Here is a 19,830-nt window from a genome sequence, read left to right as displayed (position 1 = left end):
TGTTTACGTTAGCAACCTCAAAACCTTGCAAAGCTAACAAAAAATTTTAAACTATTTTTTAATTCCTTCCAAATCTAATAAAAAACTGTACTCTTTTGCAACCTCCTTAAGCGCTTCAAAACGCCCTGAAGCCCCGCCATGCCCTGCCTCCATGTTAGTATCAAGGAACAGCTGTTTGTTTCCGGTTTTCAGTGTACGCAGTTTGGCCACCCATTTGGCAGGTTCCCAGTATTGCACCTGGCTATCGTGCAGGCCGGTTGTAACCAGCATATTAGGATATTCCTGCGCAGCAAGGTTATCATACGGAGAGTACGATTTCATGTAGTCGTAGTACTCTTTTTCGTTAGGATTACCCCACTCATCGTATTCGCCGGTAGTAAGCGGAATAGTATCATCAAGCATAGTGGTAACCACATCTACAAACGGCACCTGGGCTATAACGCCATTGTACAGCTGCGGCGCCATATTTACCACAGCACCCATAAGCAGCCCCCCGGCAGAACCGCCTTCTGCATATAAATGCTTAGTTGACGTGTAGCCCTGGGCTATTACATATTCAGAACAGTCTATAAAATCGGTAAATGTGTTTTTCTTTTGCAGCAGCTTACCGTTATCATACCAGTCACGTCCCAGGTCTTCCCCCCCGCGGATGTGGGCTATGGCGTAAATAAAGCCCCTATCCAGCAGGCTAAGGCGTATAGATGAGAAATACGGGTCCATAGATGCACCGTAAGAGCCGTAAGCATACAGCAGGAACGGGTTGCTGCCGTCTTTCTTAATGCCTTTGCGGTATACTACAGAAATTGGCACTTTAGTACCGTCTTTGGCTGTAGCCCAAATACGTTCTTCGGTATAATTATCCTTATCGAATTTACCGCCTAAAACCTCCTGTTCCTTCAATACGGTTTTCTCTTTCGTCTTCATATTAAAGTCGATAACCGAAGACGGCGTAGCCATACTCTGATAGCTGTAACGCAGTACATCCGTATCAAAATCAGGATTGGCAGCCGTAGCCGCAGTATAGGTTTCTATACCAAAAGGCAGGTAATACTCCTCCCCTTTCCAAGGCATAATGCGTATGGTGTTAAGGCCGTTTTCACGCTCGCTAACCACAAGGTAATCCTTAAAAATATCAACATCCTCCAGCAGCACATCGGCCCTGTGTGGAATCTGGTCTTTCCAGTTTTCCTTGCCGGTAGCGGTTTCAGGCGTAACCATCAGTTTAAAGTTGGTTGCCTTATCCTTATTGGTCACCACATACCACTTATCGCCATAATGGCTTATGCTGTATTCCAGCCCGCGTGTACGTTTTTGGAACAGCGTAAATTCGCCATCAGGCTTTTTGGCATCAATAAAACGGAACTCGGTAGTAAGCGTACTACTCGAACCGATTACTATGTACTTGCGTGATTTTTCTTTGTAAACAAACGCATTGTAGGTGTCGTCCTTTTCGTGGTACACCAGCGCATCATCGGCTACATCGGCACCCAGTACGTGCTTGTATATTTTTTCTGAACGCAGCGTTACAGGGTCTTTACGGGTATAGAAGAACGTTTCGTTATCGCCCGCCCATGTAGAGCCGCCGGTAGCATTCTCTATTTTAAACGGCAGGATCTCGCCGGTTTGCAGGTTCTTTACCTGTATGGTGTACTGCCTGCGCGATACGGTATCTACACCAAACGAAGCCCACTTGTTGTCTTCGCTGATGCTAAGCCCGCTAAGGTGGAAATACGTATGTCCCTTGGCCATTTCATTACAGTCGAATAAAATTTCCTCAGGCGCTTCAAGCGTTTCTTTTTTACGGGCGTATATAGGGTAATCCTTGCCTTTTTCGTAGCGGGTTATGTACCAGTAGCCGTTATATTTATAAGGAACCGAAGAATCGTCTTCTTTAATGCGGCTTCTCATTTCCAGGAAAAGCTCATCCTGAAACGCCTTGGTATGGGCGGTATTTTGCTTGTAATATTCGTTTTCGGCTTCCAGGTAGGCTATAACTTCGGGGTTTTCCCTCTGGTTCAGCCAGTAGTAGTTATCTATGCGTACATCGCCGTGTTTTTCCAGCTTTTCGGGCTTTATGGCAGCCACGGGCGCGGTTATTATTTCTGTCATTTTTATCGTGCTGTTTTGAGCATTTCCTGCAAAAGTAACAATAACACCAATTAAAAATAAGTGTTTTTTCATTCTTTTCAGATTATGATTTGGTAACCCAATTTAATACTTTTGCATACAACAGAAACACTAAAACCGGAAAAAAATGTTTGGAGACCTTATGGGAATGATGGGTAAGCTACAGGAAACCCAGAAAAAAATGGACGAAACCAAAAAAAGGCTCGATACCGTACTGGTAGATGAACAAAGTACTGACGGCCTGCTAAAAGTAACCCTTACGGCTAACCGTACGCTACGTTCTATAAGCATAGACGATGCGCTTTTAGAAGACAAAGAACAACTGGAAGATTACCTTGTATTAGTACTCAACAAGGCCATTGCCAAAGCCACAGCTGTAAACGAAGCCGAACTGGCTGCTGTGGCAAAAGATGGTATGCCGAACATACCGGGCATGGATATGTTTAAGTAAATATCCCCTACCTTCTATGCTGCTACGATACCTGAGTGTACTATTGTTATTTTTTGCATGCACAGCTATCTGCGCACAGGATAGTATTGCTGTAAAAGTATATGTTACCGATATAGAAACAAGCAAGCATGTAGAAAAAGCTGAAGTTACCCTTGAAGGATATGAAATACCATCTATAAAAGCGAAATATAATAAAGCGGAAAAGTTTTATTATTTCGAAAGTGTGCCGTCGGGTTATAATACTGTAATGGCAAACCATAAAAAATATAACGAAAAAGGGTTTCAGGATATAAATGGACTACCACAGAAAATTTCGCTGGCATTGCATGACAGGCTGAATATGATGTATACTTTCTCGTACTATCCCGAAGTATATGTGGAAGACCCCTATAAAATGGTAATCGTTTCAGACAGCATTAAGGATTACAATGCATTTACAGCGTACATTGAAAAACAAATTGCAGAAAAAGCAGGCAATCTTGAATTAATAAACCCCTGTGCTGAATCAGCTAAAATATGGTACCCCAAACAAAGATTGTCTGTAGATTACACAAAACCCTACCCGGTACTTGGTCCCCCTGAATATGAAAACTTACCTTTTTATAATATCCCTATGGTGAGTGGACACGATCTTTACGATACTGATATCCGGGCGCCCTATTTTACAGCAGACAGGGTTGCATATTTTGTTAGAAAAAAAGATGGCACAAAATTTAAGCGTTATAACGACCCCAACATACTCTCGCTGAACAAAATAAACGGGATTAGGTTTTTTGCGGAAGTCATAATAAAACTTCCGCGAGGTGAAGTCGCGGTTCCATACGATAAAAAAAAGACAAAAGTTATAGACAGGGCAAACCGGAAGTATAAACACCATGACCCATCGACGTTTTTCTTTTATGTCAATTTCGGATATACTCTAATGGATGATGGGAGTTATGCAAAAAGCCATTATATCGGCCCTCCTGACCCATACTTTATTCCTAAACCACATTTTGTATTGGTCGAACGCACAAATTATGAAATAAAAGATGGTGACCTTGAAATTATCCCGCTACAAGACAATAGTATTGGCTTAGGTATTATAGATTATTACGAATACATATACGCTAAAAGCAATAAAAAATCCGGGTTGAGATAATTGCGGGTTCAGTTTACATTATGCTGATTTACACCACAGGTATAATTTACCTGGCTTATATGGCTAATTTTGTTTTACAGTAATATGCGTGCATATTTTGAACGGTTTTCGGGTTTAAAGTTTAAGGTTCGGTTACCATTTGTATATAAAATACTACCTTGCAGCCAATCAACAAGTAAACCATGACACTAAAAAACCTGCTTTTCTATAGCCTGAGCCTTGTTACATTTTCAGGCGCCACGGCTCAAAATATCAATGAAGAAGCCGCTTACAGGCCAAACTTTCACTTTACACCAAAAAAGAACTGGATGAACGACCCCAACGGCCTTTTTTATGCTGATGGGGTTTATCATTTATACTTCCAACACTGGCCATATGGCAATATCTGGGGGCCTATGCACTGGGGCCACGCCACCAGCAAAGACCTTGTAAAATGGGAAGAACAACCCATAGCCCTCTACCCTGACCGGTTCGGCTACATCTTCTCGGGCAGCGCGGTTTATGATGTAAATAATACCAGCGGATTTGGCAAAGACGGTAAAATTCCGGCCATAGCCATGTTTACCTACCACGACCCCACTAAAGAAAAAACAGGCAGCAATGATGTGGAAACACAGGGCATAGCCTATTCACTTGATAAAGGCCTTACCTGGACCAAGTATGACGAAGGCAACCCTGTTATTAAAAATCCCGGGATTCGTGATTTCAGGGATCCAAAGGTTACCTGGGACTGGGTGAATAACCAATGGATAATGGTGCTTGCCGCAAAAGACCGTGCGCAGCTCTATACATCTGCCAACCTTAAGGAATGGAAATACCTGTCTGATTTTGAAGATAAAATCAACACGCACGGTACTTGGGAATGCCCTGACTTTTTCCCTATTAAAGTAAAAGGGACCGAAGAAGTAAAATGGGTGTTGATACAAAGTTACAATCCCGGCGGGGCAAACGGCGGCAGCGGCACACAATACTATGTAGGCGATTTTGACGGAAAAAATTTCACCCTCGATAAATCGTTCGCACAAAAGCTTGAAAAGGAAAAAGGCATCTGGATGGATTATGGCCGGGACAACTACGCCGGTGTTACCTGGGGCAACTCGCCAGATGAGCAGCGCAAAAAATACCTTATCAGCTGGATGATAAACCTTGACTACGGTTTTGAACCGCCTACAAACATCTGGCGCGGCACCAATACCGTAGTAAGGGAACTGCAACTTATAAAAGACAAGGGCAGCTACAGGTTTACCATTACCCCTGTTGATGCGTTGAAAAAATATATTTCGGGCACCGAAACCGTAAAGAAAATAGCAGTAAACGGAAATGCACAGCTTATAACAGACGGCAAAACTGACCTTACGCAGGCAGAAATAAACTTTAACCTGAAGGGGCTTAAAAATGAAAAGTACACCCTTACCCTATCAAATGATTCGGGCGATGCGCTGAAATTTGGCATAGACAACAACTCTAAAACGTTGTTTATAGACCGCTCTGCATCAAGCAACAGCACCACATTTAAAAACCGCACCACTACCCCGTCAAAAGCTCCGTTAACCGGAGAGGTTAAAGAGGCTTCGTTTAAAGTGTTACTGGACAAAACATCTATAGAAATATTTTATAACGACGGCGAAAGGGTAATAACCGAAATTTTCTTCCTCAAAAAACCATTTACAAACCTTAGCATTGAAGGCAATGGCAAATTCACGGTAGAGAACCTGGTTATCAACCAATTTAAATTTTAAGCGCTTACCGGCTTGTATTTTGCCTGTTCACATAGCTTTTAAAAAGAAATAAACTACAGGTGGCATACCACATTATTTGTTATTTTTGCGTTGACATTATAATAAAACACAATTATGGCTACAATAACATTGGGTGGAAACCCTGTACACACAAGCGGTAACCTTCCTGAAAACGGTACTAAAGCTGCTGATTTTACACTGGTAAAAGGCGACCTTTCTACCACTTCACTATCTGACTACAAAGGCAGCAAGCTGATTCTTAACATATTCCCAAGCATTGATACGGGCACTTGCGCTGCATCGGTAAGGGCTTTTAACCAAAAAGCGGCTTCGCTTGAAAACACTAAAGTAGTATGCATATCACGCGACCTTCCGTTTGCACAGACACGTTTTTGCGGTGCCGAAGGTATTGCAAACGTAGCTACTGCTTCGGATTTCAGGGATGGCAGTTTTGGTAATACTTACGGGCTTACTATTACCGATGGCCCTCTTGCAGGCCTGCACTCGCGTGCCGTTGTGGTTATTAACGAGGAAGGCGATGTGGTATACACCGAGCAGGTAGCCGAAATAAAAGACGAGCCAAACTACGATGCAGCTTTGGCAGCACTTTAATAAATGAAAGACAACCGTTTTGTTAAAGGCAGGGTAAAAAGTGTTTTTTATTCTGTAAAAGGGGCATATACGCTTATCACCAGCGAGCACAGCATCATGGTGCAGTTTGGCTTAGGCATACTGGTTACCATAGCAGGGTTCTACTTTGGCATAAGCCGTGAGGAGTGGATGATACAGACTATGGCCATAGGCATGGTTATGGCTGTAGAAGGCGCCAATACCGCCGTGGAAAAGATATGCGACTTCATACACCCCGACTTTAATGAAAAAATAGGCTTTATAAAAGACGTAGCCTCAGGCGCTGTGTTTTTTGTAGCAATTGCCGCTGCAATAGTGGGTGTTATAATTTATTACCCGAAAGTGGCTGGATTGTTTTGATTTTGATATTTTTACAGAAGCGGAATACATAATATATGGCAAAAACGAAAAAGAGCACTGCAAAGACAGAAAAACCAGAAACAGAAAAAAGGCCCTGGCGCGTATCCCGGAAGAATAAAGTAATCTTCGGGGTATTTTTCTTTTTGTTTTCGGTAGCCATGCTGCTGTCGTTTGTGTCGTATTTTTTATACTGGCAGGAAGACCAGAGCGCCGTATCGCAACTTACCAATAGGGATGTACCCGTAGAAAACTGGCTGGGCAAGTTCGGTGCTTTTATAGCCGACCTTTTCCTGTACCACGGTTTCGGGGTGGCATCGTTCATCCTTATCCGTTTCTTTTTCCTGCTGGGCTCGCACCTTGTGCTTGATTTACCTGTAGGCAAACTGAAAAGGACTTTGTTCTGGGATTTGTACCTTACCATAATCGTATCGGTACTGTTTGGCTTTTTTAATGTTTACATTCCAGAGTTGGGCGGCGTTATCGGCTACGAAATGAACCTGTTCATACAAGACTACATCGGCAAAAGCGGTACATTATTAATACTGATGTTTGCCCTTGCAGTATTCCTGTTCCTAAGGATAAAGATTTCGCCCGATGCCATTAAAGGTTTCTTTGAGCGTAAGCCTGAAGAGGAAACTGATGAAACCGAAAATACAGCTACTGCCCCGGTTGCCGAACCACGCGTACAAACTACTGTAGTACCTGCAGCTGTGGTAGCAGAAGCACAGGCACTATCAGCAGAAAATGGAGAGGAAGACGAAGAATACCATCCTAACTTTGAGGATATGCCTGCCGACGACGAGGAATACGAGGATATTGTGGATGACCTGGAACTGAAAATACTTCCGGAGACTCCCCTAACCACTGCCCCGCCGGTTGTAACGCCTCCGGTATCAAAATTTGAAATCAACAAAGACACACTGAAGCCTACTATTGAAAAAGCTTCGGAAATAAAACTTGATGTACCCAAAGCTACCACTTTTGTAGAACCGGCACCTCAGGTACACGAAATCATTGAAACAGACGACGAAAACTTCGTAATAGAAAAAATAGAAGACGAAGCTGTAGTGGAAGAAAACCTTGCCTCCCGCCTGGTGCGTGATTTTGGTGAGTTCGACCCTACGCTGGAGCTTTCGCACTACCAGTTCCCACCGCTAGATTTATTAAAAGAATATACTACAGGCGGTATTACCATAGACCAGCACGAACTGGAGGAAAACAAAAACCGTATTGTAGACACGCTGCGCAACTATAAAATAGACATTGCGCAAATAAAAGCCACCGTAGGCCCTACTGTTACGCTATACGAAATTGTACCCGAAGCAGGTATACGTATCTCTAAAATCAAGAGCCTTGAAGATGATATCGCCCTGTCGCTTGCGGCACTGGGTATCCGTATTATTGCCCCTATACCGGGTAAAGGCACCATAGGTATTGAAGTACCGAATACCCGCCCTACCATGGTTTCCATGAAAAGCGTTATCGGTTCGCCTAAATTCCAGACTGCGGAAATGGAATTGCCTATCGCCCTTGGAAAAACCATCAGTAATGAAACCTTTGTAACCGACCTTGCCAAAATGCCCCACTTACTTATGGCGGGTGCTACAGGTCAGGGTAAATCGGTGGGGCTTAACGCAGTACTTACGTCGCTGCTGTATAAAAAGCACCCTGCCGAGGTTAAGTTTGTACTGGTAGACCCTAAAAAAGTGGAACTTACACTGTTCAACAAAATAGAACGCCATTACCTGGCCATGCTGCCCGATGGCGGCGATGCCATTATTACAGATAACAGCAAGGTTATAAACACGCTGAACTCGCTGTGTATAGAAATGGACAACCGTTACAGCCTGCTAAAGGATGCAATGGTACGTAACATTAAGGAATACAACGAGAAGTTTAAACAGCGTAGGCTGAACCCTGAAAACGGCCACCGTTTCCTGCCGTACATTGTACTGGTAGTAGACGAGTTTGCCGACCTTATCATGACTGCCGGTAAAGAGGTAGAAACGCCTATAGCGCGTCTTGCACAGTTGGCACGTGCCATTGGTATACACCTTATCATCGCTACACAAAGGCCGTCGGTTAACGTAATTACGGGTATCATTAAAGCCAACTTCCCGGCTAGGATAGCCTTCAGGGTTACATCTAAGATTGACTCACGCACCATCCTGGACAGCCCGGGCGCCGACCAGCTTATAGGCCGAGGTGACCTGCTGTACACACAGGGCAACGACCTTACCCGTGTGCAATGTGCTTTTGTAGACACCCCGGAAGTAGAAAAGATAACCGAATTCATTGGCGGGCAAAAGGGCTACCCCGAAGCCTACCAGCTGCCTGAATTTATTGGAGAAGAAAGTGGCACTAATCTTGATATAGACATTGGCGAAAGGGATTCCATGTTCAGGGAAGCAGCCGAAGTGATTGTTACTGCCCAGCAGGGTTCGGCATCGCTGCTGCAACGCAAGCTAAAACTGGGCTACAACCGCGCCGGAAGGCTTATAGACCAGCTGGAAGCAGCCGGTATCGTAGGCCCGTTTGAAGGCAGTAAAGCCCGTAACGTTATAATACCTGACCTGGTAGCCCTGGATCAATTTTTTAAGAATGAAGAAAACGACTAATACAATGCAACGTTTCGCCAGGATACTATTATTATTTTTTACACTATCAGCAGTAAGCCTGCATGCTCAGGATGCCCAAAAGGCTAAGAACATGCTCGATGCGGTTTCGGCTAAAATAAAGAGCTACAAGAACATAACCATAGATTTCCGTTACCAGGTAAGTAGCCCTAAAAAGAACATGAACCAGGAAAGCCGCGGCAACGTGGTACTACAGGGGGATAAGTATGTACTGAATTTTATGGGCGTTACCCGTATTTTCGACGGAAAAAAGGTATACAACGTAGTACCTGAAGACGAAGAAATAACCATATCTAAGGCTGACGACCAGAAAAACGACGGCCTTACCCCAAGCAAAATGCTTACATTTTTCAGCAGTGGGTACAAGTACAGTATGGATATTTTGCAACCGGTAAAAGGACGAAAGATACAGTACATAAAGCTTACCCCTACCGATACTGACAGTGATGAAAAGTACGTGCTTATAGGTATAGACCAGCAAACAAAGCATATTTACACGCTGATACAGGTGGGCAAAGACGGTACCAAGACTACGTTTACCATAAATTCTTTCAAGACAAACCAGCCTTTGTCAAAAAATCACTTTACCTTTACCGAAAGTAAATACCCTAATTATTACATTAACCGATTAGATTAAGCATCCCGGTGAAAATACTTGACCGTTATATACTTACTTCCTTTGTAAAAACTTTTGCGTCGGCATTTACCATCCTGTTCTTTATATTCATACTGCAGGGTATCTGGCTGTTTATAGACCAGCTTGCCGGTAAAGACCTGGATTTTTTTGTAATAGTTAAGTTCCTGGCATTTTACTCGCCTACCATGGTACCGCTGGTACTGCCGCTATCCATACTACTTGCTTCGATAATGACGTTCGGCAGCTTCTCAGAAAACTATGAGTTTGCCGCCATGAAATCGTCAGGCATATCACTGGGCAGGGCTATGAGGTCGCTTACGGTTTTTATCCTGCTGCTAAGTGTAGTAGCATTTTTCTTTGCTAATAACGTAATCCCGCAGGCACAATACAAGTTTACCAGCCTCAGGAAAAACATCATACAGAAAAAACCCGCCATGGCCATTGTTGAAGGCCAGTTTAACGCCGTGGGTACCTTCAATATTAAAGTAGACAAAAAATCAGGTGAAAACGGCGAAAAGCTAACGGGCGTTACCATCCACAAAAAGAAACTCGGTTCAGGTACGGGTACCATTATCCGTGCCAAGAAAGGCCTTTTAAAAAGCAGCGAACAAAGCAATCTGCTTCAGCTGGAGCTTTATGACGGCTATTACTACGAAGACATACAGGGAAATTCACCGTCTGACAGGGAAAAGATGCCATTTGCCAAGAGCAGTTTCTCGCGTCAGCTGATGAATATAGATCTTACTGCGCTGAACAGCGACAACCTGGACGACGAACAGATTACCCACACTAACAACATGCTGAACCTGAATGAGCTTAGCTTTACGCTGGACTCGCTGGAAAATAACTATAAACGTGAGGCAAAAAGCGTTGCGGAAAACCTTGCCATACGTCCATCAGGGGCGCTTACCTCTACCTTCAAAATAAAAAGTGATTCCATCAAGGTTGAAAAAGAGAAAAAAACAACACCGAAGGATCTGCTGACCATATTAAAATCTAAAGACGACAAGGTCCGCGTACTGGAACTGGCTGCCAATAACGTAAGCAGCACCGACTATGTAATCACATCGGGCAAAAGCGGCCTTGAAGAAAAAATAAAAAACATTAACGGCCACTGGATAGCCTTCTACGACAAGTTTGTTATCGCCTATGCCTGTATTATGATGTTTTTCATCGGGGCACCGCTGGGAGCCATCATCCGTAAAGGGGGGCTTGGCCTTCCTATTGTATTCGCAGTACTGATATTCATTATCTTCCACTTTATCAATACCTTTGGTAAAAAAGTAGCACAAGAAAACGGCATACCTCCGTTTATGGGTTCTTGGATGTCGAGCTTTGTGCTAACACCGTTTGCCATACTCTTTACCTATCGTGCCACAAACGACATGAACCTGGTAATAAACATGGACTGGCTTACAGTGCCGCTTGCCAAGCTGTTCAGCAAGAAAAAGCTATATATACCTGTGGTGCGTCTGGATACCTTTATACCAGTAGAAGATGAGGAATGGCAATTGATGAACAGTTATGACGATACTGCCCTGAAGCAGATTATAATGACATCTAAACAATACAACTACACCGAAGTTTACCGCAAGAAAGCGCTGAAGATACTGGACAACCGTGGCATTACACAAGACATGCTGAAAGAAGAAGGTTACCTGTATGACCGTGACTACCTGGAAATAGAAATACTTGCCGAGCGCTATAAAATTTATTCGGTTATAGGGCTTGTGGTGTATGCCGGGGCAATATTGCTGGTTATAGCCAAGTTGAAACCCGCTGTTATGGCGGTACGTTTTGCTGTTATAGCGCTTTTATATGTAATTGTATTTGTATCTGAAAAGAACCTGAGGGGCGTATTCAGGATAGCAAGCCGCAAAAACAGCCTGCCAGCTGTATTGGTTTGGATATTCGGCCCCATATTTTATATCATCCTGTATTTTTACAACAAAAAGAACCTGAAGGGCGCTATTGAACAATACAAAAGCCCTGCAGTAACTAACACTAACTATGACAACTACGATAGCAGAGAACAAGATCAGGCTTAATACCATAGAAGAAGCCATTGAAGACATCCGCCTGGGTAAGGTGGTTGTGGTGGTAGACGATGAAGACCGCGAAAACGAAGGCGACTTTATTGCCGCTGCCGAAAAGGTAACCCCTGAGATGATTAACTTTATGGCTACCCATGGCCGCGGGCTTATCTGCGCACCGCTTACTGAAGCGCGTTGCGATGAGTTGGACCTACACCCTATGGTGACCAACAATACCGTACTGCACCAAACTGCTTTTACAGTATCTATAGACCTTATAGGCCACGGCTGTACCACAGGTATATCGGTACACGACAGGGCTAAGACCATTAAATCGCTTGTAGACGAAAGCACCAAGCCGTATGACCTTGGCCGCCCGGGGCATATTTTCCCGCTACGTGCCAAAGAAGGCGGCGTACTGAGGCGTACCGGCCACACTGAGGCATCTATAGACCTGGCACGCCTTGCAGGCCTTAAACCTGCCGGTATACTGGTAGAGATACTTAACGAAGACGGCTCTATGGCCAGGCTGCCACAACTGGTGGAAGTTGCCAAAAAATTTGACCTGAAACTGATTTCCATTGAAGACCTTGTGGCTTACAGGATGCAGCACGACAGCCTGATAAAAAAGAAAGAGGATTTCCAGATAGAAACACGATTCGGTTCGTTCAGGCTGCGTGCGTATGAGCAGACTACAAACAAACAGGTACACATAGCCCTTACCAAAGGCAGCTGGAACACCGGCGAATCTATACTTACCCGCATAAACAGCACACAGATAAACAACGACCTGCTGGGTACGCTTACAAACAATGCCGATTCTAAACTGGACGGTATGTTCCGTAAGATAAACGAGGAAGGCAAGGGCGCTATATTGTTCATTAACCAGGATACAGAGCCGTCGCACCTGCTGAACCGCATCACCGAACTGAAAACGTTGCAATCTGAAGGCGTGATGAAAGCACCACAACCTAAAATGGACGTGAAGGATTTCGGTATCGGTGCGCAGATATTACACGATATTGATGTATGTAAAATACGCCTGCTAACCAATTCTGAGCACGGAAAACGTGTGGGCATGATAGGTTACGGCCTAGAAATTACCGAATACGTAACTTTTTAACCCAACTTGCCTGAATTTAAATTTCAGGTAATGAAACGGTTAAGTAAAGTTGAAAAATAACCTTGCTGTTTTGGCGGCAAAGTACTTGCAAAACCCAAAAACGTTACTATATTTGCAACCACAATAAAGCACGTAAGTGCTGTGCTTACTGGAGAAATGGCAGAGTGGTCGAATGCGGCGGTCTTGAAAACCGTTGACTGTAACAGGTCCGGGGGTTCGAATCCCTCTTTCTCCGCCACTTCTAAACACAAACCCTTGTAAAAATTTAATTTACAAGGGTTTTTTATTTTCAGTTGCCGGTAGGCTAAACATTGAGAGGACAGTAGTACTTTAGATTTTTTTCCGAAAATAATTGGTAGTTTTTATTTTAGTCCGGTGATATTTGTATTTTTAGATTCCATAGCTAATGTATCTGGGTTATACTATAAATGATGAGAATAACAATTTTAGTGACTTTAATACTTTTTCAAGTATGGTCTGTGAAGGGACAGACATCTTTAAAAGAAATACGGTTGAATAGTGGAAAATATGAAGTAGGCTTCACACACTATACAATTATCGATAGCACCAGAACTTATCAAATCAAAAATGATTTTAACAATCAGTACATAAATAGACCAATTCCTGTTAGCATTTGGTATCCTGCTACAATTAACAATAGTAATTCCAGGCAGTTAACTGTCTTAAATTACCTGGAGGTTCTAAAAGAGGAGGAAGAATGGGAAAACCTGCCAAACGAATTTTTGTTGGATTGGTTTCCTTACTTGGAGAACACACCACAAAACAAAGCCCATCTTTCTGAAAAAGCGAAAGCCTATTCTAATCCAGCTTTTTTAGACGGTAAATTTCCAGTGATAGTTTATGCACCAAGTTATCAAGCCTCGTCCATTGAAAATTTTGCACTATGCGAATATTTAGCGAGTAATGGCTTCATTATAATATCAAGCCCTTCAAGGGGAACTGATACAAGATGGCTAGAAGGTGGAACTACAAAAGATATGGAAACACAATCCAGAGATATCGAATTCCTTTTAAAGGAAATTCATAGCTGTAAGAATATAGATTCCGATAACATTGGATTAATGGGATTTAGTTTTGGTGGCCTATCAAGTACTATAACGATTATGAAAAATAAGAACATACGTGCAATAGTGAGTTTGGATGGAACAGAAAGGTACAAGTATACTGTCTTGGAAAAATCACCGTACTTTGGTTTAGACAAGTTTACTATTCCTTATATCCATTTTGCTCAAAAAGAGATTCCAAAAGAAATTTTGACTGTTGATAAAATTCCTGCTGAATTGAATTACAAATTTCAATTGTACGATTCGTTAAAATTTAGCAATATGTATAGTTACAGATTTCATGACCTAACACATTCCTACTTTAGCACTATGGGTGTATTGTTCTCCAACAGGGATATAAGACAAGATAAAAGTGATGATAAAATAATGGCTTCCTATAAGTTACTTTGTGAGTACGCCTTACAATTTCTAAATGCTACACTAAAAAATGAAAAAAAAGCGAAAGATTTCATTGAAAATAAACCTGTAGAAAATGGTTTTTCCGAAGTTTTGATTTCTAAAAAAATGAAAAAGGCACTTGAAAAAGAATTTACATATAAAGATTTCAATGATTTAGCACTTGAACAAGATTATCAAGATTTAATCCCACTATATGAAAGAACAATCGCTAAACATCCAAATCTAAAACTTCAAGAAGGCATGCTAAACACGCTCGGTCTGCGATTATCTTTTAATTCTAAAAAAAACGAACAAGGAATCAATGTCTTTTTGTTAGCTTTATATATCTATCCAAAATCAGCAAATTTATACGATAGTTTAGCTGAAGCATATTTGCATAGTAATAATAATAAAAATGCAATTTTGAATTACAAAAAGTCGTTGGAATTAGATCCAGAAAACCAAAATGCGATTGACAGATTAAAACAACTTGAAAAATAAAGTAGACAGGTAACATCGGTTTTTCAAAATAGAAAACGGTGAAACTTCAAACGAAACTATATTTCATTACAAGCAAGTTGGTATTCTTTTCTTCATGCGTTTGATGAAATGCCGGGGATAATAGTTGCCGCATCTTGTCACCTCAACCATAAACAACATTATGAAAACAGCTCTGAGCCTGAAAAATATACTTTATATCTTAACAATCACCCTCTGCACATCTGCCTGTAAAACCCTTACAATAACTGAATCGAATATAGGCAAGGCCTGGAGTAACAACTCCGTAAATACCGTGATATTCCGTAATAAGGCTATTACATCGTATAAAGATTACCAGTTTACCGCTTATTATGATGCCGATGGTAAAGTAGTCCTTGCGAAGCGTAAACTGCCTTCAGGACCGTGGGAAACGCATACAACACAGTATTCGGGTAATGTAAAGGATGCACACAACAGCATCAGCATCATAATAGATACAGACGGTTACCTGCACATTAGTTGGGACCACCACGACACCAAACTTCGTTATGCCAAAAGCACTGTGCCTTTCGGGTTGGAACTTACCGGTGAGCTTTCCATGACAGGCCAGCAGGAAGAACGCGTAACCTATCCTGGGTTTCACACCCTGCCCAATGGTAACTTACTGTTTTGCTACCGTTCGGGAAAATCAGGAAGGGGAAATATGGTAATTAACCAATACGACACCAAACTTAAAACCTGGAAACAGCTGCAAAACAACCTGCTGAATGGTGAAGAACAACGAAGTGCCTACTGGCAAATGACCGTTGGGCAAAACGGTACATTATACCTGTCGTGGGTGTGGCGCGAAACGTGGGATGTATCTACCAACCACGATATTTGCTTTGCTAAGTCTGAAGACGGCGGTATTACGTGGCTAAAATCTACCGGGGAGCACTATACATTACCTATTACGGCTGCCACAGCTGAAGTAGCATGGCAGGTGCCGCAAAACAGCAGCCTTATTAACCAGACTGCCATGACAACTGACAAGCAGGGCAACCCGTATATTGCTACGTATTGGGAAACGAATGGTGTACCACAATATAAAGTGGTATTTTTAAAAGATGGCAAATGGCAGCTTAAGGAAACTGATTTTAATACTACAACATTTCATTTGGGTGGTGGTGGCACCAAGAGCATCCCCCTCTCCCGCCCTAAGATATTTATCAATGGCAAAAAAATATACCTGTTGTACCGTAACAGCACACAGGGCAGTAATGTAATGCTGGCAGGTAGCGACATTGACAAAGCAACCTGGAGTGTACAGCCGCTTTCTAAACAAAGCGTAGGCCAATGGGAACCTAATTATGATGAAGAGCTTTGGCAACACAATAAGCAACTCCATATTTTCTCCCAAAATGTGGTGCAGGTAGACGGCGAAGGCCTCAGCGAAACCGAACCGCAACCGGTTAACATTATTGAAGTGAAGCACCTGCCCTAAAACCGGGCATAAAAAAACCGCCCAAAGGCGGTTAAATTATTATTCTGCGGTGGTGTTAAGCATTTGCCAAAGCCTGTCCTTAAGTTCAGTAAGGCCCTGTTGTGCTACAGACGATATAAACATATATTGTGTACCGGCAAGTTCCTTATCCAGCTGCACTTTCATTTCAGCTTTAAGTTCTTCATCCAGCATATCGGTTTTACTTATGGCTATCAGGCGGTCTTTATCCAGTAATTCAGGATTATAGCGCCTTAGCTCATCCAGCAAAATATCGTATTCTTTTTTAATATCCTCAGTATCGGCAGGTATAAGGAACAGCAGTGTACTGTTTCGTTCTATATGGCGTAAGAAGTAATGGCCAAGGCCCTTACCTTCGGCAGCACCTTCTATAATTCCCGGAATATCGGCAATTACAAAACTCTGGAAATCACGGTAGGCTACAATACCCAGGTTCGGCTTCAGCGTTGTAAACGGATAATCGGCAATTTTAGGCTTGGCCGAAGTCAGCACACTAAGCAACGTACTTTTGCCCGCATTCGGGAAACCTACAAGGCCCACATCGGCAAGTACTTTCAGCTCTAGCAGCACGTCGATTTCCTCGGCAGGCATACCCGGCTGTGAGTAGCGAGGTGTTTGGTTTGTACTGGTACGGAAATGCCAGTTACCCAGTCCGCCCTTACCGCCTTTTGCAAGTATCTTTTTTTCACCGTGCTCGGTAATTTCAAACAATACCTCACCGGTTTCAACGTCCTTTACTACAGTACCCAGCGGCACTTCTATAAATTTATCTTCACCATCGGCACCGGTACTGCGCGAGCTACCGCCGTCGCCACCATGGCCTGCCTTAATGTGTCGGGCAAACTTAAGGTGGAACAATGTCCACAAACTCTTATTACCCACCAGGAACACGTGGCCTCCACGTCCGCCATCGCCACCATCGGGGCCACCTTTTTCAATAAACTTTTCACGGTGCAGGTGCGTAGATCCCTTCCCTCCTTTTCCGGAGGCCACATATATCTTTACATAATCTACAAAATTCCCTTCTGTCATTTGTTTAAAGTTTACTGTTCAAGGTTTAAGGGCGCAAAGGTACATTTATTTTGCGTATTATGAAATGCCGGGGGCGTATTGAACGAAAGAAGCCCTATACTACAGGAACTTGTTCTCTGCCAACCATTTAAGACAACGCTCAAACCACTCATCTGTAGTGGTTTTGTTATTAAGGCCAAAGCCATGGCCGCCTGCCTGGTAAATATTCAGTTCGCCTTTTACATTTTGCGCCAGCATACTTTCATAAAACAGGATGCTGTTTTGCGCAGGCACGGCCTTATCATCCTGCGCGTGGATAAGGAATACGGGCGACATATCGGGCTTTACCTGGGTTTCATTTGAAAACAGGCGGATATTTTCATCTGAAGCATCCTTACCTATGAGGTTATACTTAGAACCTCCGTGCGTATAGGCTCCCATACTTATTACAGGGTATACCAATATCGAAAAGTCAGGCTTTACGCTTATGCCTTTGGTTTCAATAACAGGCTTGTCGTAATGCGTAGTAGCTGTTGCAGCCAAGTGCCCTCCTGCCGAAAAGCCAAGAATGCCGACTTTAGCCGGGTCTATATTCCACTTTTTGGCATTTTCGCGTACCATTTGCAGTGCACGCTGCGCATCCTGTAGCGGCCCTATAGAACGGTCTTTCATAATCTCATCGCTGGGCAGGCGGTATTTCAGTACAAAAGCAGTAATACCTTTTTCATTAAACTTTTTAGCTACAGCTATACCCTCATGGTCATACGCCAGCATACCATACCCACCGCCGGGACATATAATTACAGCAGTACCGTTTGCCTTGCCTTTTTCAGGGAAAAATGGTTGTAATGTAGGCTGGCTCACAAACCTTATGTGCCAATTTTCGTTAACTTCTTTATAAGTATCGGGTGTGGGCTTGCTGTTTGGTATTTCCTTGTACAGGGGTATTGCATTTTCCTGTGCGAAAATAGTTTGCACAGGAAACAATGGCAATATTGCAAACGCTATATATTTAATAAATCGTGATACATTGTATCGATACAGTTTTTCTGCCGGTATAAAATTTCTGGCCATGTGATAATGAGGTTAATGTTATTTTGGTTATGCGCTTACAAAAATATACTATTAATCTGATATGCATACAAAAAAGCCGTAACGGTAAGGTTACGGCTTTATATGATGTATTTATTTTCTAATTCTTCGGTTTAGGTGTAGCTTCTTGCTTTTTGGCTTGTACCTCTTTCTTTTTATACAACGGTATAAAATAAGAAAGCGTATAGTTAAATCCTACACCAAAACTACCGTCATACGTACGGTTAAAGCCCGGTATATAAAGGTTGTCAAACCCTGCAGGTTTCTTGTTTGAAATAAGGTTGTTAAGCCTTACACTAAAACCAAGGTAAATATTGCTAAACAGCTCTGCCTTGACACCGCCCACAAATTCCAGCCAGTGTGCCGATAGGCCGCTGTACTGGCGGTTTACGTCTACAGTAACATCATCAAAATAGTTTGGCACCTCATCACCTGTGGAAATATCGCTGTTTTGGTAAATTGTATACGAATTAAGCCTTTGGCTGAAGGAAGAAAAACCATAACGGAAACCTACGTAAATCATGTTTTCCATATCCAGCCAGTTTTCGTATACGTTATAGTCGAAACCTGCCTTAAGGTAGCTGCCTTTTGTAGTAAAATCAAGACGTGTATCTTGCTTATTGAAGGTAACATTACCCAGTTCGGCGGCGGCGTACCACTTTTTTGTAAGCCTGTAGTCGCCTACCAGTTCTACTCCTTTAAAGCCATCGTAGTAAAACGAACGGCTTATCCTGTGCAGGTCTACACCCACACGCAGGCCGTAGCGCTGCTGGGTAGGCTTTACGCTAAGCGGAACTTTTACGGTATCGGCTTTTTCCACTTTAAGTTCCTGCTGTGCAGATACACCTAAAACAGAAAAAAGCAAAAAGAGGCTAAAAGTATATTTTAACATGTGTGTCATCTTCGTTTTCTATTTCAGGATTCACTACTTCAGTGTCCTGTATCCAGGTATCGCCATCATCACCGGCAGTAATCACCGGGTTAGGTGTTGGTGCAACATCAGGGTTAAGCGTAAACAACGTTTTAAAGCCACACGCACGAGACACATACTCATCACGTGTAGTGTAACCAAACTCCAGGTAATCTATCTCTTCCTGTTTTACCCCTAAGGTATTTGTAAAGGTATATTTAAAACCCCATTTTACCGATGTAGTATCTACACGAAGCGGTACCAGCGCAGTACTGTCTACCCTGCCTATATTAATAGTATCCTGGAAACCTTCCACAAAAATCTTCAGGTTTGCTACAGTTTTAAATGCCCCCCTGTTGCCACTGTTGTAAAATGTAACTACCATATTTGGCGTGGTGGGTGTACCTTCAGCGCAAATATCATCTTTTTCGCAGCTAATCATATAGCCGCAAATGATGCATAATACTACCACACTTAAAATAAATCTTTTCATAGC

At 42.7% G+C, this 19,830-nt stretch carries 15 protein-coding genes, 1 tRNA gene and 1 pseudogene; 12 read left to right on the top strand and 5 right to left on the bottom strand.

Going from position 1 to position 19,830, the window contains the following annotated elements:
- Positions 1-51: 51 nt before the first annotated feature.
- Positions 52-2,181, bottom strand: coding sequence for a S9 family peptidase (locus ACZIX4_RS08600; RefSeq protein ID WP_463335222.1), 2,130 nt, complete (start codon positions 2,179-2,181; stop codon positions 52-54).
- Positions 2,182-2,254: 73 nt separating this feature from the next.
- Here ACZIX4_RS08600 and ACZIX4_RS08595 point away from each other — a divergent pair, with 73 nt between their 5' ends.
- From ACZIX4_RS08595 to ACZIX4_RS08540, 12 genes and pseudogenes are all read left to right on the top strand, one after another.
- Entirely contained in the window at positions 2,255-2,578 is a 324-nt protein-coding gene (locus tag ACZIX4_RS08595) for a YbaB/EbfC family nucleoid-associated protein (RefSeq protein ID WP_463335221.1), read from the top strand.
- A 16-nt stretch (positions 2,579-2,594) separates the two neighbouring features.
- Positions 2,595-3,719: a hypothetical protein gene (locus ACZIX4_RS08590; protein ID WP_463335220.1), complete on the top strand. Its 1,125-nt coding sequence runs from the start codon at positions 2,595-2,597 to the stop codon at positions 3,717-3,719.
- A gap of 182 nt (positions 3,720-3,901) precedes the next feature.
- Positions 3,902-5,458, top strand: a complete 1,557-nt coding sequence (locus ACZIX4_RS08585) for a glycoside hydrolase family 32 protein (protein WP_463335219.1) — start codon at positions 3,902-3,904, stop codon at positions 5,456-5,458.
- A gap of 114 nt (positions 5,459-5,572) precedes the next feature.
- The gene (gene tpx, locus ACZIX4_RS08580; RefSeq protein ID WP_463335218.1) at positions 5,573-6,070 is read left to right on the top strand and encodes a thiol peroxidase; all 498 of its coding nucleotides are present in this window, start codon (positions 5,573-5,575) and stop codon (positions 6,068-6,070) included.
- Positions 6,071-6,073: 3 nt separating this feature from the next.
- The gene (locus ACZIX4_RS08575) at positions 6,074-6,448 is read left to right on the top strand and encodes a diacylglycerol kinase (protein ID WP_463335217.1); all 375 of its coding nucleotides are present in this window, start codon (positions 6,074-6,076) and stop codon (positions 6,446-6,448) included.
- Between the two features lie 35 nt (positions 6,449-6,483).
- On the top strand, positions 6,484-9,066 hold the full coding sequence (locus ACZIX4_RS08570) for a DNA translocase FtsK (RefSeq protein ID WP_463335216.1): 2,583 nt from the start codon (positions 6,484-6,486) through the stop codon (positions 9,064-9,066).
- Between the two features lie 4 nt (positions 9,067-9,070).
- The gene (lolA1, locus tag ACZIX4_RS08565; RefSeq protein WP_463335215.1) at positions 9,071-9,721 is read left to right on the top strand and encodes an outer membrane lipoprotein periplasmic chaperone LolA1; all 651 of its coding nucleotides are present in this window, start codon (positions 9,071-9,073) and stop codon (positions 9,719-9,721) included.
- An 8-nt stretch (positions 9,722-9,729) separates the two neighbouring features.
- Positions 9,730-11,166 (top strand): annotated as a pseudogene (locus ACZIX4_RS08560) (LptF/LptG family permease); the annotation flags it as partial.
- Between the two features lie 565 nt (positions 11,167-11,731).
- Positions 11,732-12,877 carry a 3,4-dihydroxy-2-butanone-4-phosphate synthase gene (gene ribB / locus ACZIX4_RS08555; protein WP_463335214.1) on the top strand — a complete coding sequence of 382 codons (1,146 nt, stop codon included), beginning with the start codon at positions 11,732-11,734 and terminating at the stop codon, positions 12,875-12,877.
- 150 nt (positions 12,878-13,027) lie between these two features.
- A tRNA-Ser gene (locus tag ACZIX4_RS08550) sits at positions 13,028-13,115 on the top strand.
- Between the two features lie 193 nt (positions 13,116-13,308).
- Entirely contained in the window at positions 13,309-14,841 is a 1,533-nt protein-coding gene (locus ACZIX4_RS08545; protein WP_463335213.1) for a prolyl oligopeptidase family serine peptidase, read from the top strand.
- Positions 14,842-15,001: 160 nt separating this feature from the next.
- Positions 15,002-16,303, top strand: a complete 1,302-nt coding sequence (locus tag ACZIX4_RS08540) for a BNR repeat-containing protein (RefSeq protein WP_463335212.1) — start codon at positions 15,002-15,004, stop codon at positions 16,301-16,303.
- A 39-nt stretch (positions 16,304-16,342) separates the two neighbouring features.
- Here the strand turns inward: ACZIX4_RS08540 and obgE are convergent, their stop codons facing one another.
- The 4 genes from obgE to ACZIX4_RS08520 all read right to left on the bottom strand — a co-directional run bounded on the left by obgE (position 16,343) and on the right by ACZIX4_RS08520 (position 19,827).
- Entirely contained in the window at positions 16,343-17,353 is a 1,011-nt protein-coding gene (obgE, locus tag ACZIX4_RS08535) for a GTPase ObgE (RefSeq protein ID WP_463335211.1), read from the bottom strand.
- 99 nt (positions 17,354-17,452) lie between these two features.
- Positions 17,453-18,406, bottom strand: coding sequence for an alpha/beta hydrolase (locus ACZIX4_RS08530; RefSeq protein WP_463335210.1), 954 nt, complete (start codon positions 18,404-18,406; stop codon positions 17,453-17,455).
- Between the two features lie 118 nt (positions 18,407-18,524).
- A complete protein-coding gene (locus ACZIX4_RS08525) occupies positions 18,525-19,316 on the bottom strand; it encodes a DUF6048 family protein (protein ID WP_463335209.1) in 792 nt (263 codons plus the stop codon).
- Positions 19,297-19,827, bottom strand: a complete 531-nt coding sequence (locus tag ACZIX4_RS08520; protein ID WP_463335208.1) for a DUF6452 family protein — start codon at positions 19,825-19,827, stop codon at positions 19,297-19,299. The genes ACZIX4_RS08525 and ACZIX4_RS08520 overlap by 20 nt, the downstream gene beginning before the upstream one ends.
- Between the last annotated feature and the right edge of the window lie 3 nt (positions 19,828-19,830).

The organism is Flavobacterium niveum (genome assembly GCF_055231775.1).
Note: the sequence above shows the minus strand (reverse complement) of the source record. Positions and strands in the feature narration are given on the sequence as shown.